Source organism: Flavobacterium sp. AK-345, assembly GCF_058310175.1.
Genome location: NZ_JBZEER010000004.1, coordinates 205,142 through 227,016, shown reverse-complemented (window position 1 = coordinate 227,016; position 21,875 = coordinate 205,142). Strand labels below are relative to the sequence as shown.

Genomic DNA, 21,875 nt, shown 5'->3' with positions numbered 1-21,875 from the left:
GGCACGTGGATGATGCTGATTTAAGCGGATTTTATTTTTGGATTTTATTTAAAACCTAATAATCTATAACCTTAGAAGTCTCTAATTAACGAGACTTAAAATAACCCAATAATTTTGTTACGTAATTTTCGTCGACTCTTGTGTTTACAACACCGGCTCCGGATTTACTAAAAATATCTTTGAAATAATTGACTCTTTCCTGATAGTGTTTTTCGTAATTCATTCGCACTGATTTCGAACCAGTATCAACCAGTTGAATTTTTCCCGTTTCAGCGTCAAGCATACTTACCATTCCTAAATTTGGGATTTTTTCTTCGCGGATATCATAAACCCGAACTCCAGTAATATCGTGTTTTTTTGAAGCAATTTTTAATGTTTGCTCATAATTTTCAGACATGAAATCGGAAATAACAAAAACGATCGCTTTCTTTTTTTGTGTTCCTGATAAAAATTTTAAAGCTGCTCCAACATCGGTTTTATTGCTTTTTGGTTCAAATTCGATCAATTCACGAATGATTCTCAAAACGTGCGAACGCCCTTTTTTTGGAGGAATGTATAATTCAACGTTATCAGAAAATAATATTAAACCAATTTTGTCATTGTTTTGTGTAGCCGAAAAAGCCATCGTTGCCGCAATTTCGGTGACGATGTCTTTTTTAAACTGACTTTTTGAACCAAACCCTTCAGAACCCGAGATATCAACCATTAACATCATGGTTAATTCGCGTTCTTCTTCAAAAACTTTTACGTGGGCTTCGTTGTAGCGTGCGGTTACATTCCAATCGATGTTACGAATATCATCGCCATATTGGTATTGACGCACTTCGCTAAAAGTCATCCCTCGCCCTTTAAATGATGAGTGGTATTCTCCCGAAAAGATATGATTGCTCAGTCTTTTGGTTTTGATTTCTATTTTCCGTACTTTTTTTAAAAGCTCTTTTGTATCCATTTTTTCGGATTGCAGATTTTAGATTTTTAGATTTTAGATTCCAAATTAGATTGCTGATTTTAAATCTAAAATCAGCAATCTAAAATCTAAAATTTTTTAAGGTACTTCAATCTCGTTTACGATTTTGTTGATAATGTCTACAGAAGTAATGTTTTCGGCTTCAGCCTCATACGTTATCCCAATTCTGTGACGTAAAACATCATGTACAACGGCACGAACATCTTCTGGAATTACATATCCACGACGTTTGATGAAAGCGTAACATTTTGCCGCATTGGCAAGGTTTATACTTCCACGTGGAGATGCTCCAAAACTAATAAGAGGTTTTAAGTCTGCCAATTTGTATTTCTCTGGGTAACGAGTAGCAAAGATGATATCTAAGATATATTTTTCGATTTTTTCGTCCATGTAAACTTCACGAACAGCTTCTTGCGCACGCAAAATTTGTTCTACAGAAACTACCGGATTTACTTTTTCGTAAGATCCTTTTAAGTTTTGGCGAATTACAAAACGCTCTTCGTCAATTTTTGGGTAATCAATTACGGTTTTCAACATAAAACGGTCAACTTGTGCTTCCGGAAGTTGGTAAGTTCCTTCTTGCTCAACAGGGTTTTGAGTAGCCAATACTAAAAACGGACGGTCTAGTTTGAAAGTTGTGTCGCCAATAGTAACTTGTTTTTCCTGCATCGCCTCTAATAAAGCAGATTGAACCTTCGCCGGAGCACGGTTAATCTCATCAGCAAGTACGAAATTTGCAAAAACGGGTCCTTTTTTAATTGAGAATTCGTTAGATTTAATGTTGTAAATCATCGTTCCAACAACATCGGCAGGTAATAAGTCAGGAGTAAACTGAATACGGCTGAAAGATCCTTGCACCGCTTGCGACAATGTATTTATCGCTAAAGTTTTGGCTAATCCCGGAACACCTTCCAGTAAAATGTGTCCCTGACCCAAAAGTCCGATTAATAAACGCTCGACCATATGTTTCTGGCCCACAATAACTTTGTTCATTTCCATTGTAAGAAGGTCTATAAAAGCACTTTCTCTTTCAATTTTTTCATTTATCGCTCTAATGTCTAAAGTCGTTGTATTTTCTTCCATATAAATATTTTTAAAACCTTTTTTAAAACGCTGATTTTTATGTCTAACTTTTGAGAGTGCAAATTGAATATTTTTTGAGAAGTAAGATGTTAAAGAATGGTTAAAACTTCGACCAAAGACCTAATTTTAAGGACGAATTGTGAATCTATTTTTATATTTTTAAGAACTTTGGTCAATATGTTTTATAAAAGCATATTTATTACCAAAAATAACGCAATACAACCATGAGCAAAACAGCATTATCGCCCATAATTTCGGGTACTATGAATTGGGGAGTTTGGGATAAAAACCTTACAACTAAGGAAATGGAAAACATGATACAAATTTGTATCGAAAACAAAATTACCACTTTTGATCACGCCGATATTTACGGAGATTATACCACCGAAGCAGATTTTGGAAAAGCATTTCACGCCAGCAAGATTTCACGCGAAAAATTACAGTTAATTACCAAGTGCGGGATTCAGATGATTGCTGAAAAACGTCCGGAGAACAAAATCAAACATTATGAATATTCGAAAGAGTACATTATTTGGTCGGCTGAGGAATCTCTTAAAAAACTAAAAACAGATTTTATTGATGTTTTTTTATTGCACAGACCAAGTCCGTTAATGCAGGCAGATGAAATTGCTGAAGCCGTGGAAAAATTAAAATCAGAAGGAAAAATTATTGATTTTGGACTTTCAAATTTTACGAGTTCTCAAACAGAATTAATTCGATCAAAAACAGAAGTGAGCTATAATCAGGTGCAATTTTCTGCAACTCATTATGAAGCAATGACTGACGGAAGTTTAGATTATATGCAAACGCACAAGATTTGTCCGTTGTCGTGGAATCCGCTTGGAACTGTTTTTAGAGAAGATACAAAGAAAACACGTCGTTTAAAAAAATTACTTTCAGAATTGGTTCAAAAATATAGTTTTGGTTCTGATACACTTTTATTGGCCTGGATTTTAAAACATCCTGCTAAAGTTGTTCCAATTGCAGGAACTGTTAATGTTGCCAGAATTCAATCTTTGATGAAAGCAGTTGAATTAGAAATGGATAAAGAAGACTGGTTTGCAATCTGGACAGAAAGTATGGGCGATGATGTGCCTTAAGAACAGTTTACAATCTTAGTTCTAAATATTCAGCAAAATATTTGCCACAGATTACAAGATAAAAATGATTTTTTCATCTGTGAGAATCTTTTCATCTGTGGCAAAAAACAATAAATAAAATGAAAAAAACAGTTTTAATTACTGGTGCCACAAGCGGAATTGGAAAAGCAACTGCTCAAATAATGGCAAAAAATAACTATAAAATTATCCTTTGCGGAAGACGTAAAGAACGTTTAACAGAACTTGAAAAAGAGCTTTCTGAATTTACAGAAGTACATTCGCTTTCTTTTGATGTTCGTGATAAAGAGGCTGTTTTTGAAAACATCAATTCATTACCGGCAGAATTTTCACAAATTGATGTTTTAATTAATAATGCCGGAAATGCTCATGGTTTAGATCCGATTCAAACCGGAGATTTGGACGATTGGGATGCGATGATTGATATCAATGTAAAAGGTCTTTTGTATATTTCAAAAGCTGTGATTCCGCAAATGACAGCGAGAAAATCCGGACATATTATCAATATTGGTTCAACAGCCGCAAAAGAAGTTTACCCTAACGGAAATGTGTATTGCGGAACAAAACATGCTGTTGACGCAATCACGGCAGGAATGCGAATAGATTTGAATCCGTTTGGCATTCGCGTAGGCGCAATTCATCCGGGAATGGTGGCGACAGAATTTAGTGAAGTGCGTTTTAAAGGCGATGCAGAAAGAGCTTCGAATGTATACAAAGGATTTGATCCGTTGCAGGCAGAAGATATTGCAGATATTATTCATTTTGTGGTTTCAAGACCGTATCATGTTAATATTGCAGATTTAATGGTAATGAGTACGGCGCAGGCATCGTCGACAATTGTGAAAAAAAATATCTAATTTATAGATTTTAAATTCTTAAAGAAGCTCATAATATCAAGTCCTAGAGGGACATTATATTTATAGATGTTTATAAATTTATCCGATAGAACCCCAGCGGGGTGAAATATTTGAATGATTATATAGAAAGTCTAATATCGCTCCTCTGGAGCTTTTTATAGAGGTGTGTTAATTAGCTATAAATATAATGCTCCGCTGGAGCATTATTATTGTCAATAAAATAATCTGGAATTTTAGACTTCTTAGAAAATTAGATTAATTTAGAAATCTGAAAGTCAATATTCTAAGAAGTCTAAAAATCTAAGCCAGTCTAACAATCTAAAAAGAATGATCAACAAACGTCTTTTAATCAAAAACTTACTCGCTCATAATGACGAGAGCAGTTTTTATGATAAAAAAAGACAATTGAACCTGCACACCCGCGAAGGAAAAGGAAAATTCCTGAAACACATTTGCGCGCTTTCAAATTCTAATCCAACCAATAATTCTTATATAGTTGTTGGTGTTGAGGATCAGGATAATGAAATAGTTGGCGACGATTTCTTTGACGATAGCCGAATTCAGAATCTCGTTAATGCCTTTTTAGAAAATCCACCAAAAATTCAATACGAAAACGTCCCATTCCCAAATCTTCCAAAAGACAGAGTAATTGGATTGGTAACTATTAAACCTAAAAACAAAGTTTCTTATTTCAAAAAAGGAATTCATACTATTCTGGCCAATAGTGTTTTTGTGAGGCGTGGCAGTAATTCTATTCCGTTTGAAGGTGAAGTAGAGAAAAATTACCAAAATACCGAAACTGTTATTGGGATCGAAAATAGTTCGCGCAACAGTATTCAATATACCCTTGACGGCGTCATCGATTTTATGAATTTCAGGCATAAAGACATGTCGCCCAAATATTATGTTTTTAAGGAATTATTTGTGATTTGCTGGGCTGGAGTTCCTAAAAAATCCCGTGATAAAACCTTTCTTTCCCGCGTTGATATCGAATTAATCAACGAACAAATTAAACTTTTTTACTCAGCTCAGGATGTTGTTACAATTGTTTTTGATGATGATAGTTTTACAATAACCGAATATGTTCCGTTAGGATTAAATGATAAAACGAGTTATTATCCTCTGGAAGAGCAAACGATTCGGTTTTTTGACAACGGTTATTATAAAATCGATCGAAAAATGCTTTTTCAGCCTCCGGAATTCAACAGACCAATGCTTTTTCATATTTATAATTCGAATATGGCATTGCTTCAAAAACTGCAAAAAGGTTCTGCCTTGTCAGAACGAGAGATGAAAGATTTAGAGAATCTTCCGTCGACTTTTATGATTTGTTATTTGAATGGTTTTGATGATGCAAAACAAAAATTAATTGATTCGAAATTGCTTTTAAAACCTTTTTCGCAAGTTTATTTATCTTTTAAAGAAGCACTGCGGATTTTGAGAAAGATGAAATATGATTTTCAGGAAGGTGCAAAGTAGCAGAGGTTCAAAGAGGCAAAGGTTTTTCCGTAGAGACGCACAGCATTGTGTCTAAATCAAAGTGATTTTTGGATTGTCTTTAGCCAGAGTTTATTAAGCGTAATTTTCAATAAATACGTTTTCAATTTTTTTTAAGTTATCATTTTCCTCAAATTGTAAATGACTCATTTCATTATTATAGAATTTCTCTATAAAAAGCTTAATGATATACATAACTTCAGTTCTATTGTCACTATTTGTCAAAAGTTCTTTAACTAAATAATTGCTTAGTTTTAGTTTTTGATTTTTATACTGGCTTAACATTAAATCAGAATCTGAGTCTTTATGTAAGATAAGCATTTTATCGACCTTATCTATTTCTTCTATTAAGTCTAAAATATGATATAATTTGTTATCTTTCATTTGTTGTAAATTAAAATTTTATTTCCAAAAAGCCTTTTGATAACCTGTTTCCTCTAATTCTTCTTGTTTTTGTAAAACGATCCAGCCAATATGCTCTGTCACTTACATATCTAAAATTATTAATATGATTTTGAGGATAAACCTCAATTATATAAGCATCAACACCATAAATAATTTCTGAATTAGGATATTTAAAAGCATCTAATTTTGAGCCTAACTTAGTAACAATTTTATAATCTAAAAATGTCACTAAATCAATATCTCCTGGATTATTCTTTTGTGTTACGTAAGATCCGTTAATCCATTGGTGTAACTCGTCTAAATTACATACTTTTTTGAAATCCTCGTTATATTTAACATAAGCTTCAAAAATTTCTCTCCTTTTAAATGAAGGAATTTTTAATACAAATTCATTTTCTAATTCTTCAATTGTTGAAGTAATTTTATTATCAGGTACTAACAATCCTGAATGATTGAAGGTTAACATATGGCAAAATTAAAATAATGCCAAATGTAAGAAAAACCTTTAGCTTTTAAAATATGAATATTGTAGAATTTATTTATATTTCAAATATCTACTAACCTCCTCATAAGGGAAAAGTATTTCTTTTGGGCCATCTGCATACGAAGCGGCTTCATAAGAGTTGTAATATAAAAGCAAACCTTCTTCTGTATAAAAAATATTTTGGGGCAGGTGAAATTTATCATTTTCGAACATTAAGCCAGTTGCATTAATATTTGATTTTGATGGAATTTTATATTTCTTGCGGAATTCCTTTTCGGCGAAAGCCTTAAATTCTTTTTCATTTTTAAAAATCTGATCATTAAAAATGGTTTTTCCAGTTTTCGGATTAAATAATAAAGAGCGATATCCCTGATATCCGTGAGCGCCTCCGGTAAAAGTGTAATGATCTAGTTTAATATTTATAATCTGGTCGGATTCAAATTCTATATTTCCTTTAATTTTCCCTTCCCATCCAAATGTTTCGTTGGGGAATTTTTCATGCATTTCTTCGTAAGAAGCAATAAATGATGTGGCCAATGTGTTGTAATCGTTTAGTTTTAGAGGTTCTTCTCCAAAATAAACAATTTCTTTTATTACTAAAAAGAGTTTTTTATTTATGCTGTCTGCAACGACAGGAATATTTTTTGCAATAGGAATATCAATCGTAATTTGAGGGCAATCGATTTTACATGGTATGGTAGATTTTTTTTCAAATGTTTCATTTTCAAATGAAAGCCCCTTGTTACAACTAGTGAATAATAGAAACAAGAAGACTAAAAAACTATACTGTTTCATATCTAAAAGTGTTAATTATATACAAAGGTAAGAAGTTGTATCAGGATTAAAATAAATTAAACGGTAAATTTGTAATCTAAAACAGAGTTTAAAATACGTAACTATATGAAATTCAATACTAAAGTAATACATGGTGGTCAACATCATGATCCAAGTACAGGAGCCGTTATGCCTCCGGTATATCAAACTTCAACTTATATTCAAACAAGTCCGGGACAACCCTTGGGCGATTATGAATATAGCCGTGCATCGAACCCAACTCGTACAGCATTAGAGAATGCTTTGGCAAGTATTGAAAATGGAACTCGCGGATTGGCTTTTTCATCTGGATTGGCGGCAACAGACTGTATTTTAAGAGGATTTAAAGCTGGAGATGAAGTCATCGCAATGGATGATTTATATGGTGGAACTTATAGAATGTTTTCGAGAATTTATAAAGATTCAGGTATTAAATTTCATTTTGTTGATATGACTGATATTGCAAAATTGAAATCATTAATCAATGAGAATACAAAATTGATTTGGGTTGAAACACCAACAAATCCTTTAATGAAACTGGCTGATATTGAAGAAATTTCAAAAATCACCAAAGAGAAGAAAATTTGGCTTGCTGTTGATAATACTTTTGCAACACCTTATTTACAAAAGCCTCTTGATTTGGGAGCCGATATTGTAATGCACTCTGCTACGAAATATTTAGGAGGACACTCTGATGTAATAGCGGGAGCTTTAATTGTAAAAGATGAAGCTTTAGGAGAACAATTGCATTTTCAGCAATTTGCAACCGGTGCAACTCTTGGGCCAATGGATAGTTTTTTGGTTTTAAGAGGAATTAAAACGCTTTCATTAAGAGTTCAGAGACATTGTGAAAATGGAGAAAAAGTGGTTGAATTTTTAAGTAACCATCCAAAAATCAAAACTGTTTATTATCCTGGATTAGCAAGTCACCCGTTTCATGAAATTGCAAAGAAGCAAATGAAAGCTTTTGGAGGAATGGTTTCTTTTACATTTGTTTCTGGTAAAAAAGAAGATTCGATTGCGTTTTTAGAGAAATTGAAAGTGTTTACTCTGGCAGAATCTTTAGGTGGAGTTGAATCTTTGGCCAATCACCCGGCTTTGATGACACACGCTTCTATTCCTGCAGATAAGAGAGCCGAAGTTGGTATTACCGACGACCTGGTTCGATTGAGTGTTGGTATTGAAGATGCAGAAGATTTAATTGCTGATATAGAGCAGGCTTTAGCATAAAAATTATCACAAATAAAAAATCCCAAATTCCAAAATGATTAACATTGGAATTTGGGATTTTTTTTATTTTGAGATTTCTTTAAAATTCTAAATACATAATGTATCCTACGTTGAACCAAACCTGAGAATCGTTTGATTTATTTTCTTTATAAATATCTTTGTTTGGATTTAAACCATCAACCCAGTCAGAATTGAATCCTTGATAACGAATATCAAACATTAAATCGCTCATTTCGGTTAGTTTATAATGAACCCCAACTCCGGTAACTACAGATAGTACAACGCCGTTTTCGCTAGAAAAACCATAAGGGCGACCATCCGAAGGAGTAAGGTATTTTGCAAAAGTTGTTGAAGGAAGTCCTAATTGACCCAATCTTGATCCTACTTTTGTAGAATAATAACTTGCCTGAAATCCTAAACTTAAATAAGGACTAAAGCTGCCAACTGAGTTTTCGAAGTCATGAATTTTTATAAAAGAAAATTCTAATTGAGATCCAAGGTTTACTAAAGTTGTGCTTCCTTTCATCGCTCTTAGATGTTGGACAAGTCCCTTTTGTTCTTCTCTATCCACCCATTGACCATAATGCTCAAGATTGGTTTTGTTAAAAGATAATTCAGATCTAACTTTAAAATGTTCTGTAAAGAAACTTTCTCTGTTATTATTTGCAGAAAAGTTAATAAAGTGAACTAATCCTACACCAAAACCTGAGTTACCAACATTGGTTTTCATATCGTGGCGTTCTCCAAAATCAGATTGAAAAGATACAGGTCCGAATATTATTCCTACTTCTTGTGCTAAATCAGATTGAGCAAAGGCAGTTGTAGTGATTCCTAAAAAGGCGAATAATGTGAGTACTATTGGTTTAAGCATGTTGTTTGGGCTTTCAAATCTTGGCAAATATATAAAAAACATGTACGATTCAAAATATAAAATTAACGTATTAAAAAATAAGTAACAAAATACTTAATTTGTTAACTTTAATTGTGATGATTTGAATTAAATAGAGATGTGGTAAATGCTATATTTAGGAATGTTTGAAAATTATATAATTCACTCTTTAGAATTAAAAAAAATAACATTCGGTTAGCATTTTGTTATATCTTTGTTTGTTAAAGCGAAAACGTTTTCTTAAACGTATTTTCTTGTTTATTGTGCTAAAATTTAAATATTTACTTGAATAATTTATTTCAAAATGGAACAAAAAATTAATGAGTTTATGGCTCTAGTCGAGTCAAAAAATCCAAACGAGCCAGAATTTCTTCAAGCCGTTAGAGAATTTGCAGAAACGGTAATTCCATTTATTGCAGAGCGAAAAAAGTATGATGGAAAAAACTTACTTCTTAGAATTGCTGAGCCAGAACGTTCTATAATTTTTAGAGTTCCATGGGTAGATGACAAAGGAGAAATAATTGTAAACAGAGGTTTTAGAATTCAAATGAACTCTGCAATTGGGCCATACAAAGGCGGAATCAGATTTCATCACACTGTAAATCTGTCTGTTTTAAAATTTCTTGCTTTCGAACAAGTATTTAAAAATAGTTTGACAACACTTCCTATGGGTGGTGGAAAAGGTGGTTCTGATTTTGATCCTGAAGGAAAATCTGATGGTGAAATCATGCGTTTCTGTCAATCGTTTATGACAGAATTATGTCGCCATATTGGTCCTGATTTAGATGTACCTGCCGGAGATATTGGTGTTGGTGCAAGAGAAATTGGTTATTTATTTGGTCAATATAAAAGAATAAGAAATGAATTTACAGGTGTTTTAACCGGTAAAGGACTTGCATATGGTGGTTCATTAATTCGTCCTGAAGCTACAGGATATGGAGTTGTTTATTTTACTGATCAAATGTTGCGTACTATCGGACATGAAATTAAAGGTAAAAGAGTAGCAATTTCCGGATTTGGAAATGTGGCTTGGGGAGTTGCTTTAAAAATAAATGAATTAGGTGGGAAAGTAGTTACTATTTCCGGACCTGATGGATACATTTATGATGAAGAAGGAATCTCTGGAGAAAAAATCGAACATATGGTAGAGATGAGAGCAACTGGTGATAACAGAGCCGAAGTTTATACTAAGAAATATCCAAATGCAGTTTTTCATAAAGGAAAAAGCCCTTGGGAAGTAAAAGTTGATATCGCTATTCCGTGTGCTACTCAAAACGAATTGACAGGCGAAGATGCTAAAAAATTGATCGATAATGGTGTTTTATGTGTAACCGAAGCTGCAAATATGCCTTCAACATTAGACGCTATAAAATTATTCCTGGATAATAAAGTTTTATTCGCGCCAGGAAAAGCTGCAAATGCCGGTGGAGTTGCTGCATCTGGTCTTGAAATGACACAAAACTCAATTCGTTTAAACTGGACAAGCGAAGAAGTAGATTTGAGATTAAAAGATATTATGGTTGGAATTCATAACCAATGTAAAAAATACGGAATGGGCGAAGATGGCTATGTAAACTACGTAAAAGGAGCAAACATTGCCGGATTTGTTAAAGTTGCCGATGCTATGCTTGCGCAAGGTGTAGTATAATTTTTAAATACAATTTTCAAAAGCCTTCATTTTTCGTAAAGTAAGATGAGGGCTTTTTTATTTTCACCACCAATTCACGAATTTGTTTTTTTTCAAATAATGAAATAATTCGTGAATTCGTGGCGGATAATTATAAGGAAAATCATTTTATACAGAACAAAATTCAAATACTTTGGTTTGTAGTATATTTGCCTATCCGAATATATTTAATATGATGAGAAGGTTTCTGTATATTTTGTTTTTTATTTTTATGCAATTAAGTTTTGCACAGAATACTCTATCGTGGCAAGGTTATTTTTCATTTAATGAAATAAAAGATATTTCAGAAAGTTCTACAACTGTTTTTGCTGCTTCAGAAAATGCTTTGTTCTCTAAAAGTAATATTTCAAATACTGTTAAAACAACCACTACGATTGACGGACTTTCGGGACAAACAATTTCGGCAGTATATCATAGTGAAACCTTCAAAAAGACAATTATTGGTTACGAAAACGGGATGATTATTGTAATTAATGAAACCGACGGAAGTATAATAAAAAAAGTCGATATCATTAATAAACAATTGGCGGCCAATATTAAAAAAGTCAATCATTTTATGGAATATAATGGTTTGGTTTATGTTTCATGTGATTTTGGTATTGTACAATTTAATTTAACTACTTCTCAGTTTGGGGATACTTATTTTATAGGCGATAACGGAGCCGAAATTAGTGTAAAACAAACCGCATTTTTTAACGGATTTATTTACGCAGCAACTTCCAGCGGTATTCGAAGAGCAAATAGTACAAGTCCTAACTTAATTGACTTTAATCAATGGGGCATTGTAAATTCCGGCGACTGGTCAAGCGTTGAAACGTTGGATACAGAACTTATTGCAATTAATTCTGTAGGATACATTCATCGATTTAATTCAAATACATTTGTTGGGTTTTTACAGCTTTCGCAGCCTTCTACAGATATGAAAGCAGAAAATCATAATTTGTTTATTACAACCGCAAATTCAGTTTTTGTTTATAACAATAAAATGGTTTTACATCGTCAAATAAGCAATACTCAGGTTTTAGATAATACCTTAAGTTTTAGTTGTGCAACTGCTGTTGGAGATGTGATTTACATCGGGACAAAAGAAAACGGATTATTTTCTTCAACTCTTTCCGGGAATTCAGCTTTCGAAAATATAACACCAATTGGGCCGGTACGAAACAATATTTTCTCACTAGATGTTAGTCCAAACAGTGTTTGGGCCGTTTACGGCGATTATGATTTGAGTTATAATCCTTATCCTTTAGATAGTTACGGTATTAGTAAATACAATACTTCAGGCTGGCTAAATATTCCTTACGAAGATGTTTTTGATGCAAAATCAATGTCTCGTGTTATTATTAATCCGAATAATGACAATCAGGTTTATGCAAGTTCCTTTTTTTCAGGTCTATTAAAATTAGAAAACGATACTCCGACTATTTTATATAATGAAAAAAACAGCAGTCTGGAAAGTTTAAAAGCTGATAATTATAATGTTGTAGACATTCGTGCCAACGCAACAGCTTTTGATAAATCAGGAAATCTATGGATAACGAATAGCCGGGTTAAAAATGGATTGAAAGTTTTAAAAACAAACGGACAATGGGGCAGTTACTCGCTGGCAACGATTCTTAATAATGTTGAAAACAATTCTTACGGCGGGCTTGTTGTAGATAAAAATAATACAAAATGGATCGCTACTTACAGAGAAGGAGTAGTGGGTTTTAACGAAACTACCAATACCTTTAAAAAAATGACTTTTGGTACCGATGTTGGGAATTTACCTTCTGTAGATGTTCGTGCATTGGCAGTTGATACTAAAAACCAATTGTGGATTGGAACCACAAAAGGATTACGGGTTTTGTCAAACGTAAGCAGTTTTCAAACAGAAAGTCAGTTAACGGCAAATGCAATCATTATTATAGATGATAATCTGGCACAGGAATTATTGTATGAGCAATTTATTACTTCGATTGTGGTCGACGGGGCCAATAATAAATGGATTGGAACTTCAGATTCGGGAGTTTTTATGGTTTCACCAAATGGTCAGGAAACGAAATATCATTTTACTATAAATAATTCACCTTTACCAAGTAATACCATCAACGATATAAAAATCAACAGTACAACCGGAGAAGTTTTTATTGCAACCAATAAAGGATTAATTTCTTTTGGCGGTATTGCAACAGGTGCCAACGAAGATCTGAATAGTGTATATGTATACCCAAATCCCGTACGTCCGGAGTTTACAGGAACTGTAAAAATTGCAGGTTTGCTGGATAAAGCCAATGTAAAAATTACCGATATTACCGGAAGTTTAGTTTACGAAGCAACTTCGGCCGGAGGAACAATTGAGTGGGATACAACAGCTTTTGGAAGATATAAAGTGGCTTCTGGCGTGTATATGATTTTTATTTCTGCTCAGGACGGTGGCGAAACGAAAGTGAAGAAAGTAATGATAATTAGATAATGTGGAAATGGAGATAATTAGATAATTATTTGGACTAAATAATCTAATTAATGACTACAATCAAAAGTCTAATATCTAAGAAGTCTAATAATCTAAAATCTAAATTAAAAGTTGTTAGTCAAAACCAAAGCAATTGTTATCTCAGCATTAAAATTTCAGGAAAAAAGTTTGATCGTAAAATGTTTTACACTTTCAAGCGGACTGAAATCTTATTTTGTGCGTGACGCTTTTTCAAATCGAAAAACCAGTCAGAAGATTGCTTATTTCCAGCCATTTTCGATTTTAGAGATTGAAGCTGTTCATAAGAACAAAGGCACGCTTGAGAATTTAAAAGAAATAAAAACGGCAGTTCCTTTTCAAACCATTCATACTGACATTGTAAAAAGTACTATTGTAATGTTTCTTTCAGAAATGCTGCATCATTCTATTCAGGAAGAAGAAAAAAACGAATCACTTTTTGAATTTTTAGAAAGCGCTTTAATCTGGTTTGACCATCACGACGAAGTTTCCAATTTTCATTTAATCCTACTTTTAGAGGCAACAAAATATTTGGGTTTTTATCCGGATGTTTCCGAAATTGATTTGCCTTTTTTTGAAATGAACGATGGCGTTTTTACACTTTTTCATGGAATAAATGCCTTAACGGAGCATGAAACAAATCTGTTTAAAAAATTAATTGACCTAAAATTTGACAACGATCAAAGGGTATTTCATGTGGTTGAAAGACAAGTCTTACTAAAAGTCTTAATTGAGTATTATAGTTTTCATTTAGAGGGATTTAAGAGGCCAAAATCGCTAGATGTTTTGAGGGAAATTTTTTCTTAATTAAAGTATAATTTATATATATTCGCAAACGATTAGTGAGATCAAAAATTTGCCCATACTTAATTTATTAATTTTATAAGCTAACAACTATGAAGAAAATTACTTTTTCGATTATTTTGCTTTTCTTAGTTGCCTTTTCGGCGACTGCTCAAAGAAAATACGATGAAATAATCACAACAGAGAACAGTGTACAGGATATTGTTCAAAACGAAATAACAGGAATTGTTGTTTTTAAAGAAGGTGGAACTGTAAAAGGTTTAGATCCTGAAACAAAAAAAGTTGTCTGGACTTTAACTAAAGAAGATTTTGGAACAATTACGTCTAAAGATATATTAACTGATCCAGATTTTGGAAACATGTTCAAAGACAAAAGAGACTTAACAACTGTTTCGGGAAGTCCTTATGTTGAAGCTTATATCAATTCAAAGTATTTAATTATCAATACAGATACAGGAAAAGTTGTTTACAACTCTTCTAAAGAATCTTTCTGGGTATTTCAATCAGATTTTATTCCTGAAACTAATGAATATCTTCTTACTTTGAAAAAAGACGGAGATATGGCAATTGCTTTATTGGATATGGCTACAGGAGAACTTAAATGGACTACAACTGTTGACAAAGCAAAAGCAATGATTAGTTTTTCTTTGAAATTATCTGCTAATACCAACAAAGCAAAAATTCACGGAAATACTGTTTATTATTTACTTTACGGTAATTTATATTCTTTTGATAAAGAAACTGGAAAATTAAACTGGAAAGCAGCTGAAGAATATACAAAATTCTATGAAACACAAAACGATAAAAATATTGTTGTAGTGAACGCTGCAGGTTTATTTTCTAACAAACAATATTTAAATGTTTTAAGCACAGATGACGGAAAAAGTATCTGGAAAGAATCTATCAAAACAAAACAAGTTGTTTATTTAGAAGATTGGGGAACAAAGTTATTAGTGGCTCATAATAGTGGTTTTAACTTTTTTGATTTAAAAACAGGAGAAAAAATCTGGAAAAAAGATGCACGTGGAGATGGATTGAAAAGAGTAATTCCTATCGATCAGGATTTCTTGTATGTTGCAGAAAATGAAATGATGCTAATCAATAAAGACGGAGAAAAACTTTGGAAAAAATTCATCGAAATTTCTGATGACAAAGAAGATCCAATTTATTACTTAGGTAAAGTAGGTGAAAAAGTAATGTACTTAACTGGTACTTACGGAAACATGGTTGATTACAAAACCGGAATTAAACTTTGGAAACGTAACATCAATTTTGATAAAAGCCGTCCGGTTTTACCAACTTACGACGAAGCAACAAATTCGTATTTAGTTTACAACGACGAAAAATTATACAAATTTGACCCAAGCATCAGCGATAAGCCAGAGCCGTTTGCTAAAGTAAACATCAAAAAAGAAAAAGAATTAAACAGTATCGAATTATTCCCTTGGGGAGTTGTTCTTTCCGGGCCAGTAGAAGTAATGGGAGTTAATCTGGACGGAACTGTAAAATACCACCACGTATACACACAACCAGGCGAAGGAACAAGACGTTTACTTAAAAGTGCTGCAATTGCAGGAAGTATTGGTTTAGGAATTGGTTCTGGAGTAAGTGCTATACAAGGTTCTGAATTAACAATGACATATCGTGATTCTAACGGTAACATGAGATCTACTGTTGTTAGAGAAGAGAATTCATCAAAAATGAAACAATCAAGAGATATGGCAGCTGGTTCAGCAGCTTTGGGATTGGTAGCGGCTAAATTTGACAAACGTTTCAACGCAATGAAACAAAACAGAGATTACTCTTATATTTTTGCAAAAGCAGATACAGGAGAAAAAATATTAGTTAAAGTGAATAAAGCTGACGGAGTTGAAGTTGACAAAATTATCTTCAACAACAACAAACCACTTTATGAAATAGATCCTGCGACACAAAACATTTTTTATGTTTCAGACAAGTCTATTCAAATCTTCAATAAGAAATAATAATAAACATATAAAAGCCATCAGGATTTACTTCTGATGGCTTTTTTTTTGCCTATGAAAAAAACTTTACTCTTTATTATTCTGCTTGTAATTACCTCAATTCAGGCACAAGAAAAAATAAATTCAAAAAAGAAGAAATTTTATATACCCGTAATTAAATATTCAGAATTTCCTGTTCTTGATAATGCTCTAACGCAAACCACTTTTTATCAAATGGATAAAGAGTTGATTCAAGAGGAGATTATTTTAAAGAAAAAATATTTTCACATAGATGGTTTTATAAAAGATCCTGCAAACGGAAAACTAAAAATTTTCTTGACCGTTGCGTTGCCTAAGTTCAATGCAACGAAAGTAGATAGTACATTTGATAAAAAAAGAAATAGCTGGGAATTTCAGGTTTATTCTAATTATGATGTAAGAATAAAAGTGGATGCTAAGTGTGGAGATAAAATTTTATTTACTCAGGATTTTAATAGTACGGAATCACATATAGTTGGAGGTATGTACGAAAAAGGTAAGGTGAAACTTGCTGTTGAGCTAAGTAATAAAAGAAGTGCACAAGCTGAAAAAGACGGTGATTATACAGCAGAAGAATTAGGGATAGATCATATCATTTTTAGTTCTGTCGACAGAATTCAGAATTTTCTAAATTATAAATTGGCTTATTATGTAGACGAAGCCAAAATAAAATTTGAATTTGTAACTTCTAAAGGACATTCTGAATACAACCAAATGTTGGCATTTGAGAACGAAATAACGGCTCAGATGGAAAAAGTGACCCTGGAAAAAGGTTTAGATGAAAAGTTGTTGACACCACATTTGCAATATCTGGAAAGCTTGCTGGTTAAATATCCTCCTTCGCCTGCAAACGAAAACATCCGCTTTATTGTAACCAACAATTTGGCTGAGACTTATTTTTTACTTGAAAACAAAGAAAAAGCATTAACATATGCCAATTTACTTGTCGAGAATGACAAACAGGATTCAAGAGGATCTTCGATTATTAAAAAAGTAAATAATGGTTATTTTGCTGATAAAAAAATAAGAAGCCATACCACCCGTTTTGCCGATCTTAAAAAATTAGGTGTTAAAATTGCCGAGGAAAAAGAAGAAAAAAGATTAGCTTTTTTTGAAAAAATATCACAACAAGAAGCAGAATGGGAAGTTGAAAAAGCAAACAGAGAAGCAAGCGTAGAGAAAGCAAGGATGCAAAGATTTAATATGCTTGATTCTATTCCGTATCAGCTAAATGCTAATTTACTCTCAAAAGTGATTGCTAATTTAGGAGGAAGTGAAACCTTAAAAAAAGTCGAAAAAGCACATTTGTTTTCGAAATTAAAAATTGAAGGAAATAATGTATCTCAAACAGAAGAAAAATGGGCAACGAACTCGAATTATCTTCTTAGAAAAAAAATGCCCGAAAGCTATTATGAAATCGTTAATGGAGCCGAAGCCTGGAGCCATGACGATCGCGAAAGCGGATTAAATGCAAAATGGACAAAATTAACACCGTATGATTTTGGCAATTTGTCTAAAAATGTAGACTTAATAAATTTCCTTACAGATCTAAGACTTGATTTGTGGAATAATTTTGAAGTTCTGCAAGATGAAATGTACGAAGGAAGAATGTGTTATCATTTGAATTATTTTGAGAAAACATTAAGTACGGGAAACAGAACAATTCCTAAAACAGATTATCACGTTTTTATTGATAAAGAAAATTTCAATATCGTTTCTACCGAAAAAACTGAATTTGATAACGGAAACAAGAGCTTTTTCGAGAAAAAACTTTTTGGAGATTATCGTCCGGTTGCAGCATTAAATTCTGGAAAAATTCCGTACAAAATCAATTATGAAATTGAAGATTTTAACGGAGAAACGATTTTTCAGGAACAAAGGGAGAAGATTGAAATTAATCCTGTTTTTGGAAATCGAATTTTTATGAAAGAAGTATATTTCGGCGGATTTAAATAATTGTTACCATCCTGTTACGGATATTTAGAATCGATTAGTTTTTGGTTTATTTGCTCAAAGTTTTGAGAATAATACCAGAAACTAATCGATTCTTTTGTTTTTGTATTTATTATCTCAACAAAAGTTTGTGAAATTTCAAGAAATTGGCGGTCAATAATTCAAAATTTCTTACTTTCGCACCTCGTTTAAGAAAAGGATAAAATGAGTACAAAATTTACTGAATACAAAGGACTTGACTTGCCAACAGTAGCGTCAGAAGTTCTTGATTTTTGGAAGAAAGAAAATATATTTGAAAAAAGTGTAACAACCCGCGAAGGCGCAGAGCCTTATGTGTTTTTTGAAGGTCCGCCTTCAGCAAACGGATTACCGGGAATTCACCACGTGATGGCACGCGCAATTAAGGATATTTTTTGCAGATATAAAACTCAAAAAGGTTTTCAGGTAAAAAGAAAAGCAGGTTGGGATACACACGGATTACCTGTAGAATTGGGTACCGAAAAAGAATTAGGAATTACAAAAGAAGATATTGGTAAAACAATTTCTATCGAAGAATATAACGAAGCGTGTAAAAAAACCGTAATGCGTTATACCGACGTATGGAATGATTTGACCGAAAAAATGGGGTATTGGGTAGATATGGAAGATCCGTATGTAACTTATAAACCAAAATATATGGAATCGGTTTGGTGGCTTTTGAAACAAATCTATGATAAAGGTTTGTTGTACAAAGGATACACCATTCAGCCTTATTCTCCAAAAGCAGGAACAGGATTGTCTTCTCACGAAGTAAACCAGCCTGGAGCTTATAGAGATGTTACAGATACTACGATTGTAGCACAATTCAAAACTTTACCGGAAACATTGCCTTCGTTTTTACAAGGTTTTGGAGATATTCACATTTTGGCATGGACGACAACGCCTTGGACATTGCCTTCGAATACTGCTTTAACAGTTGGTCCAAAAATCGATTATGTTTTAGTAAAAACTTTCAATCAATATACTTTTGAACCTGTAAATGTTGTTTTGGCTAAAAATTTAGTTGGAAAACAATTCGGAAAAGGATTTTTTGCAAGCGAAGACGATGCTGATTTCGAAAAGGTAAAAAATGGCGACAAACAACTTCCGTATAAAATTTTAGCGGAAGCGAAAGGAATTGATTTAGTTGAAATTCGTTACGAGCAATTATTACCTTACGTATTACCTTATCAAAATGCTGAAAATGCATTTAGAGTAATCGCCGGAGATTTCGTAACTACAGAAGACGGAACAGGAATTGTACATACAGCTCCAACTTTTGGTGCTGATGATGCTAAAGTAGCAAAAGAAGCAACTCCTGAAGTACCGCCAATGTTAGTTTTAGACGAAAACGGAACTGCAGTTCCTTTAGTAGATTTGCAAGGAAAATTCACTTCGCATTTAGGAGAATTGGCCGGTAAATATGTGAAAAACGAATATTATGATGCAGGTCAGGCGCCAGAGCGTTCTGTTGATGTTGAAATTGCGATTCGATTAAAAGAAGAAAATAAAGCCTTTAAGGTTGAAAAATACGTACATAGTTATCCACACAGTTGGAGAACTGATGAACCGTTGTTATATTATCCACTAGATTCATGGTTTATTAAAGTAACCGATGTAAAAGATAGAATGTTCGACCTGAACGAAACTATCAACTGGAAACCTAAGTCTACTGGTGAAGGACGTTTTGGAAATTGGTTAAAAAATGCCAACGACTGGAACTTATCTCGTTCTAGATATTGGGGAATTCCGTTGCCAATTTGGAGAACAGAAGATAAAAAAGAAGAAGTTCTTATTGGTTCTGTTGAAGAATTATACAATGCGATCGAGAAATCTATCGAAGCAGGTTTTCAAAAAGAAAATCCGTTTAAAGGTTTTGAAATCGGAAACATGTCTGAGTCAAACTATGATTTAATCGATTTACACAAAAATGTAGTTGATGAAATTACGTTAGTTTCGGCTTCAGGAAAACCAATGAAACGCGAAAGTGATTTAATTGATGTTTGGTTCGATTCTGGAGCAATGCCTTATGCACAATGGCATTATCCTTTTGAAAACAAAGACAAAATCGACGAGAACAAAGATTTTCCTGCAAATTTCATTGCAGAAGGTGTCGATCAGACTCGTGGATGGTTTTACACGCTGCACGCAATCGGAACTTTAGTTTTTGATAAAGTAGCTTATAAAAATGTAGTTTCGAATGGTTTGGTTCTGGATAAAAACGGACAAAAAATGTCGAAACGTTTAGGAAACGCGACAGATCCTTTTGAAACAATTGCAGAATACGGTCCTGATGCCACACGTTGGTACATGATCTCAAACGCAAATCCGTGGGATAACTTAAAATTTGATATTGAGGGAATTGCTGAGGTGCGTCGTAAATTCTTCGGAACATTATACAACACTTATTCATTCTTTTCGTTATATGCCAATATCGATGGGTTTAAATACGCTGAAGCGGAAATTCCGTTAAACGAAAGACCTGAAATAGATCAATGGATTATATCTGAATTGCATACATTAATAAAATTTGTTGACGAATGTTATGAAGATTATGAGCCAACAAAAGCAGCAAGAGCGATTTCTGACTTTGTTCAGGAAAACTTAAGTAACTGGTACGTTCGTTTATGTCGTCGTCGCTTCTGGAAAGGCGAATATGCTCACGATAAAATTGCAGCTTATCAAACGCTTTATACTTGTTTGTTAACGATCAGTAAATTAAGCGCTCCAATCGCTCCTTTTTTCATGGACAAATTGTACCGTGATTTAACAAGTTCGACGCAAACTGAGCAATATAGCAGTGTTCACTTGGCAGAATTCCCAAAATTTGTCGAAAACTTTGTTAATAAAACGTTGGAAAGCAAAATGCAGAAAGCGCAAACTATCTCATCTTTGGTTCTTTCACTGCGTAAAAAGGAAATGATAAAAGTGCGTCAACCTTTGCAAAAGGTAATGATTCCAGTACTTGACGAGAATCAAAGAGCTGAAATTCTAGCTATTTCTGACTTAGTAAAGGCAGAGGTAAATGTAAAAGAAATCCTGCTTTTAGATGATGATTCAGGAATTTTGGTAAAACAGATTAAACCTAATTTTAAAGCTTTAGGACCCCGTTTTGGAAAAGATATGGGATTGATTTCTAAGGAGATACAAGCTTTTTCTGCAGATCAGATCAATGAATTGGACAAGCAGGGAACGCTAGATATTGTTATTGCTGGAAATAACGTAACTTTATCATTAGAAGATGTCGAAATAACATCTCAGGATATCGAAGGATGGCTGGTTGCAAATTCAAACGGAATTACAGTTGCGCTTGATATTACAATCTCTGAAGAATTGAAAAACGAAGGAATCGCGAGAGAATTAGTAAACAGAATTCAGAATATCCGTAAAGATTCAGGATTTGAAGTTACTGATAAAATTAAAGTTCAAATACAAAGAAGCGGTCTTTTAGAAGAAGCAATTTTGAAAAATGAAGACTATATTAAGTCTGAGACATTAACAGACGATTTGGTTTTTGTAGACGCTTTAGAAAACGGCACAGAAATTGAGTTTGATGATATTAAAACAGTGATATTAATTTCAAAATAATAGAAA

16 protein-coding genes are annotated in these 21,875 nt (G+C 33.1%); 10 read left to right on the top strand and 6 right to left on the bottom strand.

The window, feature by feature from the left end; all coding sequences use genetic code 11:
• Nucleotides 1-85 precede the first annotated feature (85 nt).
• The gene (locus AC4FQ3_RS10145; protein ID WP_073397484.1) at nt 86-949 is read right to left on the bottom strand and encodes a DUF58 domain-containing protein; all 864 of its coding nucleotides are present in this window, start codon (nt 947-949) and stop codon (nt 86-88) included.
• Between the two features lie 96 nt (nt 950-1,045).
• Nucleotides 1,046-2,050 (bottom strand): AAA family ATPase, encoded by a 1,005-nt coding sequence (locus AC4FQ3_RS10140; RefSeq protein WP_302093881.1) that lies wholly within the window; start codon nt 2,048-2,050, stop codon nt 1,046-1,048.
• Between the two features lie 224 nt (nt 2,051-2,274).
• Here AC4FQ3_RS10140 and AC4FQ3_RS10135 point away from each other — a divergent pair, with 224 nt between their 5' ends.
• The 3 genes from AC4FQ3_RS10135 (at nt 2,275) to AC4FQ3_RS10125 (ending at nt 5,504) form a co-directional block, all read left to right on the top strand.
• Nucleotides 2,275-3,150, top strand: a complete 876-nt coding sequence (locus tag AC4FQ3_RS10135; RefSeq protein ID WP_042565507.1) for an aldo/keto reductase — start codon at nt 2,275-2,277, stop codon at nt 3,148-3,150.
• A 119-nt stretch (nt 3,151-3,269) separates the two neighbouring features.
• The gene (locus tag AC4FQ3_RS10130) at nt 3,270-4,025 is read left to right on the top strand and encodes an SDR family NAD(P)-dependent oxidoreductase (protein ID WP_491181769.1); all 756 of its coding nucleotides are present in this window, start codon (nt 3,270-3,272) and stop codon (nt 4,023-4,025) included.
• Nucleotides 4,026-4,352: 327 nt separating this feature from the next.
• Entirely contained in the window at nt 4,353-5,504 is a 1,152-nt protein-coding gene (locus AC4FQ3_RS10125; protein WP_491181768.1) for an ATP-binding protein, read from the top strand.
• Nucleotides 5,505-5,597: 93 nt separating this feature from the next.
• Here the strand turns inward: AC4FQ3_RS10125 and AC4FQ3_RS10120 are convergent, their stop codons facing one another.
• From AC4FQ3_RS10120 to AC4FQ3_RS10110, 3 genes are all read right to left on the bottom strand, one after another.
• On the bottom strand, nt 5,598-5,906 hold the full coding sequence (locus AC4FQ3_RS10120; protein ID WP_491181767.1) for a hypothetical protein: 309 nt from the start codon (nt 5,904-5,906) through the stop codon (nt 5,598-5,600).
• Between the two features lie 10 nt (nt 5,907-5,916).
• On the bottom strand, nt 5,917-6,393 hold the full coding sequence (locus tag AC4FQ3_RS10115; protein WP_491181766.1) for a DUF6932 family protein: 477 nt from the start codon (nt 6,391-6,393) through the stop codon (nt 5,917-5,919).
• A gap of 69 nt (nt 6,394-6,462) precedes the next feature.
• Complete coding sequence (locus AC4FQ3_RS10110; RefSeq protein WP_491181765.1) at nt 6,463-7,206, bottom strand: DUF3298 and DUF4163 domain-containing protein; 744 nt, start codon at nt 7,204-7,206, stop codon at nt 6,463-6,465.
• Between the two features lie 105 nt (nt 7,207-7,311).
• On the opposite strand from AC4FQ3_RS10110, the gene AC4FQ3_RS10105 reads away from it, so the two are divergent.
• Entirely contained in the window at nt 7,312-8,454 is a 1,143-nt protein-coding gene (locus AC4FQ3_RS10105; protein ID WP_491181764.1) for a cystathionine gamma-synthase, read from the top strand.
• A gap of 79 nt (nt 8,455-8,533) precedes the next feature.
• On the opposite strand, the gene AC4FQ3_RS10100 is transcribed toward AC4FQ3_RS10105, so the two are convergent.
• Nucleotides 8,534-9,325 (bottom strand): THC0290_0291 family protein, encoded by a 792-nt coding sequence (locus AC4FQ3_RS10100; protein WP_042565574.1) that lies wholly within the window; start codon nt 9,323-9,325, stop codon nt 8,534-8,536.
• 322 nt (nt 9,326-9,647) lie between these two features.
• On the opposite strand from AC4FQ3_RS10100, the gene gdhA reads away from it, so the two are divergent.
• The 6 genes from gdhA to ileS all read left to right on the top strand — a co-directional run bounded on the left by gdhA (nt 9,648) and on the right by ileS (nt 21,869).
• Complete coding sequence (gdhA, locus tag AC4FQ3_RS10095) at nt 9,648-10,991, top strand: NADP-specific glutamate dehydrogenase (RefSeq protein ID WP_042565514.1); 1,344 nt, start codon at nt 9,648-9,650, stop codon at nt 10,989-10,991.
• 211 nt (nt 10,992-11,202) lie between these two features.
• Nucleotides 11,203-13,485, top strand: coding sequence for a type IX secretion system anionic LPS delivery protein PorZ (porZ, locus tag AC4FQ3_RS10090; RefSeq protein ID WP_491181763.1), 2,283 nt, complete (start codon nt 11,203-11,205; stop codon nt 13,483-13,485).
• Between the two features lie 111 nt (nt 13,486-13,596).
• On the top strand, nt 13,597-14,310 hold the full coding sequence (gene recO, locus AC4FQ3_RS10085) for a DNA repair protein RecO (RefSeq protein ID WP_073397502.1): 714 nt from the start codon (nt 13,597-13,599) through the stop codon (nt 14,308-14,310).
• An 89-nt stretch (nt 14,311-14,399) separates the two neighbouring features.
• Nucleotides 14,400-16,292, top strand: a complete 1,893-nt coding sequence (locus AC4FQ3_RS10080; RefSeq protein WP_042565517.1) for an outer membrane protein assembly factor BamB family protein — start codon at nt 14,400-14,402, stop codon at nt 16,290-16,292.
• A gap of 54 nt (nt 16,293-16,346) precedes the next feature.
• Nucleotides 16,347-18,266 (top strand): hypothetical protein, encoded by a 1,920-nt coding sequence (locus AC4FQ3_RS10075; RefSeq protein WP_491181762.1) that lies wholly within the window; start codon nt 16,347-16,349, stop codon nt 18,264-18,266.
• 201 nt (nt 18,267-18,467) lie between these two features.
• Nucleotides 18,468-21,869, top strand: a complete 3,402-nt coding sequence (gene ileS, locus AC4FQ3_RS10070) for an isoleucine--tRNA ligase (protein WP_491181761.1) — start codon at nt 18,468-18,470, stop codon at nt 21,867-21,869.
• Nucleotides 21,870-21,875: the final 6 nt, after the last annotated feature.

What these genes read in the sequence shown, in the direction of transcription:
- AC4FQ3_RS10105 (WP_491181764.1), top strand. Translation starts at nt 7,312, where the DNA reads ATGAAATTCAATACTAAAGTAATACATGGTGGTCAACATCATGATCCA.
- AC4FQ3_RS10130 (WP_491181769.1), top strand. Translation starts at nt 3,270, where the DNA reads ATGAAAAAAACAGTTTTAATTACTGGTGCCACAAGCGGAATTGGAAAA.
- AC4FQ3_RS10115 (WP_491181766.1), bottom strand. Translation starts at nt 6,393, where the DNA reads ATGTTAACCTTCAATCATTCAGGATTGTTAGTACCTGATAATAAAATT.
- ileS (WP_491181761.1), top strand. Translation starts at nt 18,468, where the DNA reads ATGAGTACAAAATTTACTGAATACAAAGGACTTGACTTGCCAACAGTA.
- AC4FQ3_RS10120 (WP_491181767.1), bottom strand. Translation starts at nt 5,906, where the DNA reads ATGAAAGATAACAAATTATATCATATTTTAGACTTAATAGAAGAAATA.
- porZ (WP_491181763.1), top strand. Translation starts at nt 11,203, where the DNA reads ATGATGAGAAGGTTTCTGTATATTTTGTTTTTTATTTTTATGCAATTA.
- AC4FQ3_RS10075 (WP_491181762.1), top strand. Translation starts at nt 16,347, where the DNA reads ATGAAAAAAACTTTACTCTTTATTATTCTGCTTGTAATTACCTCAATT.
- AC4FQ3_RS10140 (WP_302093881.1), bottom strand. Translation starts at nt 2,050, where the DNA reads ATGGAAGAAAATACAACGACTTTAGACATTAGAGCGATAAATGAAAAA.
- AC4FQ3_RS10110 (WP_491181765.1), bottom strand. Translation starts at nt 7,206, where the DNA reads ATGAAACAGTATAGTTTTTTAGTCTTCTTGTTTCTATTATTCACTAGT.
- AC4FQ3_RS10135 (WP_042565507.1), top strand. Translation starts at nt 2,275, where the DNA reads ATGAGCAAAACAGCATTATCGCCCATAATTTCGGGTACTATGAATTGG.
- AC4FQ3_RS10100 (WP_042565574.1), bottom strand. Translation starts at nt 9,325, where the DNA reads ATGCTTAAACCAATAGTACTCACATTATTCGCCTTTTTAGGAATCACT.
- AC4FQ3_RS10145 (WP_073397484.1), bottom strand. Translation starts at nt 949, where the DNA reads ATGGATACAAAAGAGCTTTTAAAAAAAGTACGGAAAATAGAAATCAAA.
- AC4FQ3_RS10080 (WP_042565517.1), top strand. Translation starts at nt 14,400, where the DNA reads ATGAAGAAAATTACTTTTTCGATTATTTTGCTTTTCTTAGTTGCCTTT.
- AC4FQ3_RS10125 (WP_491181768.1), top strand. Translation starts at nt 4,353, where the DNA reads ATGATCAACAAACGTCTTTTAATCAAAAACTTACTCGCTCATAATGAC.
- gdhA (WP_042565514.1), top strand. Translation starts at nt 9,648, where the DNA reads ATGGAACAAAAAATTAATGAGTTTATGGCTCTAGTCGAGTCAAAAAAT.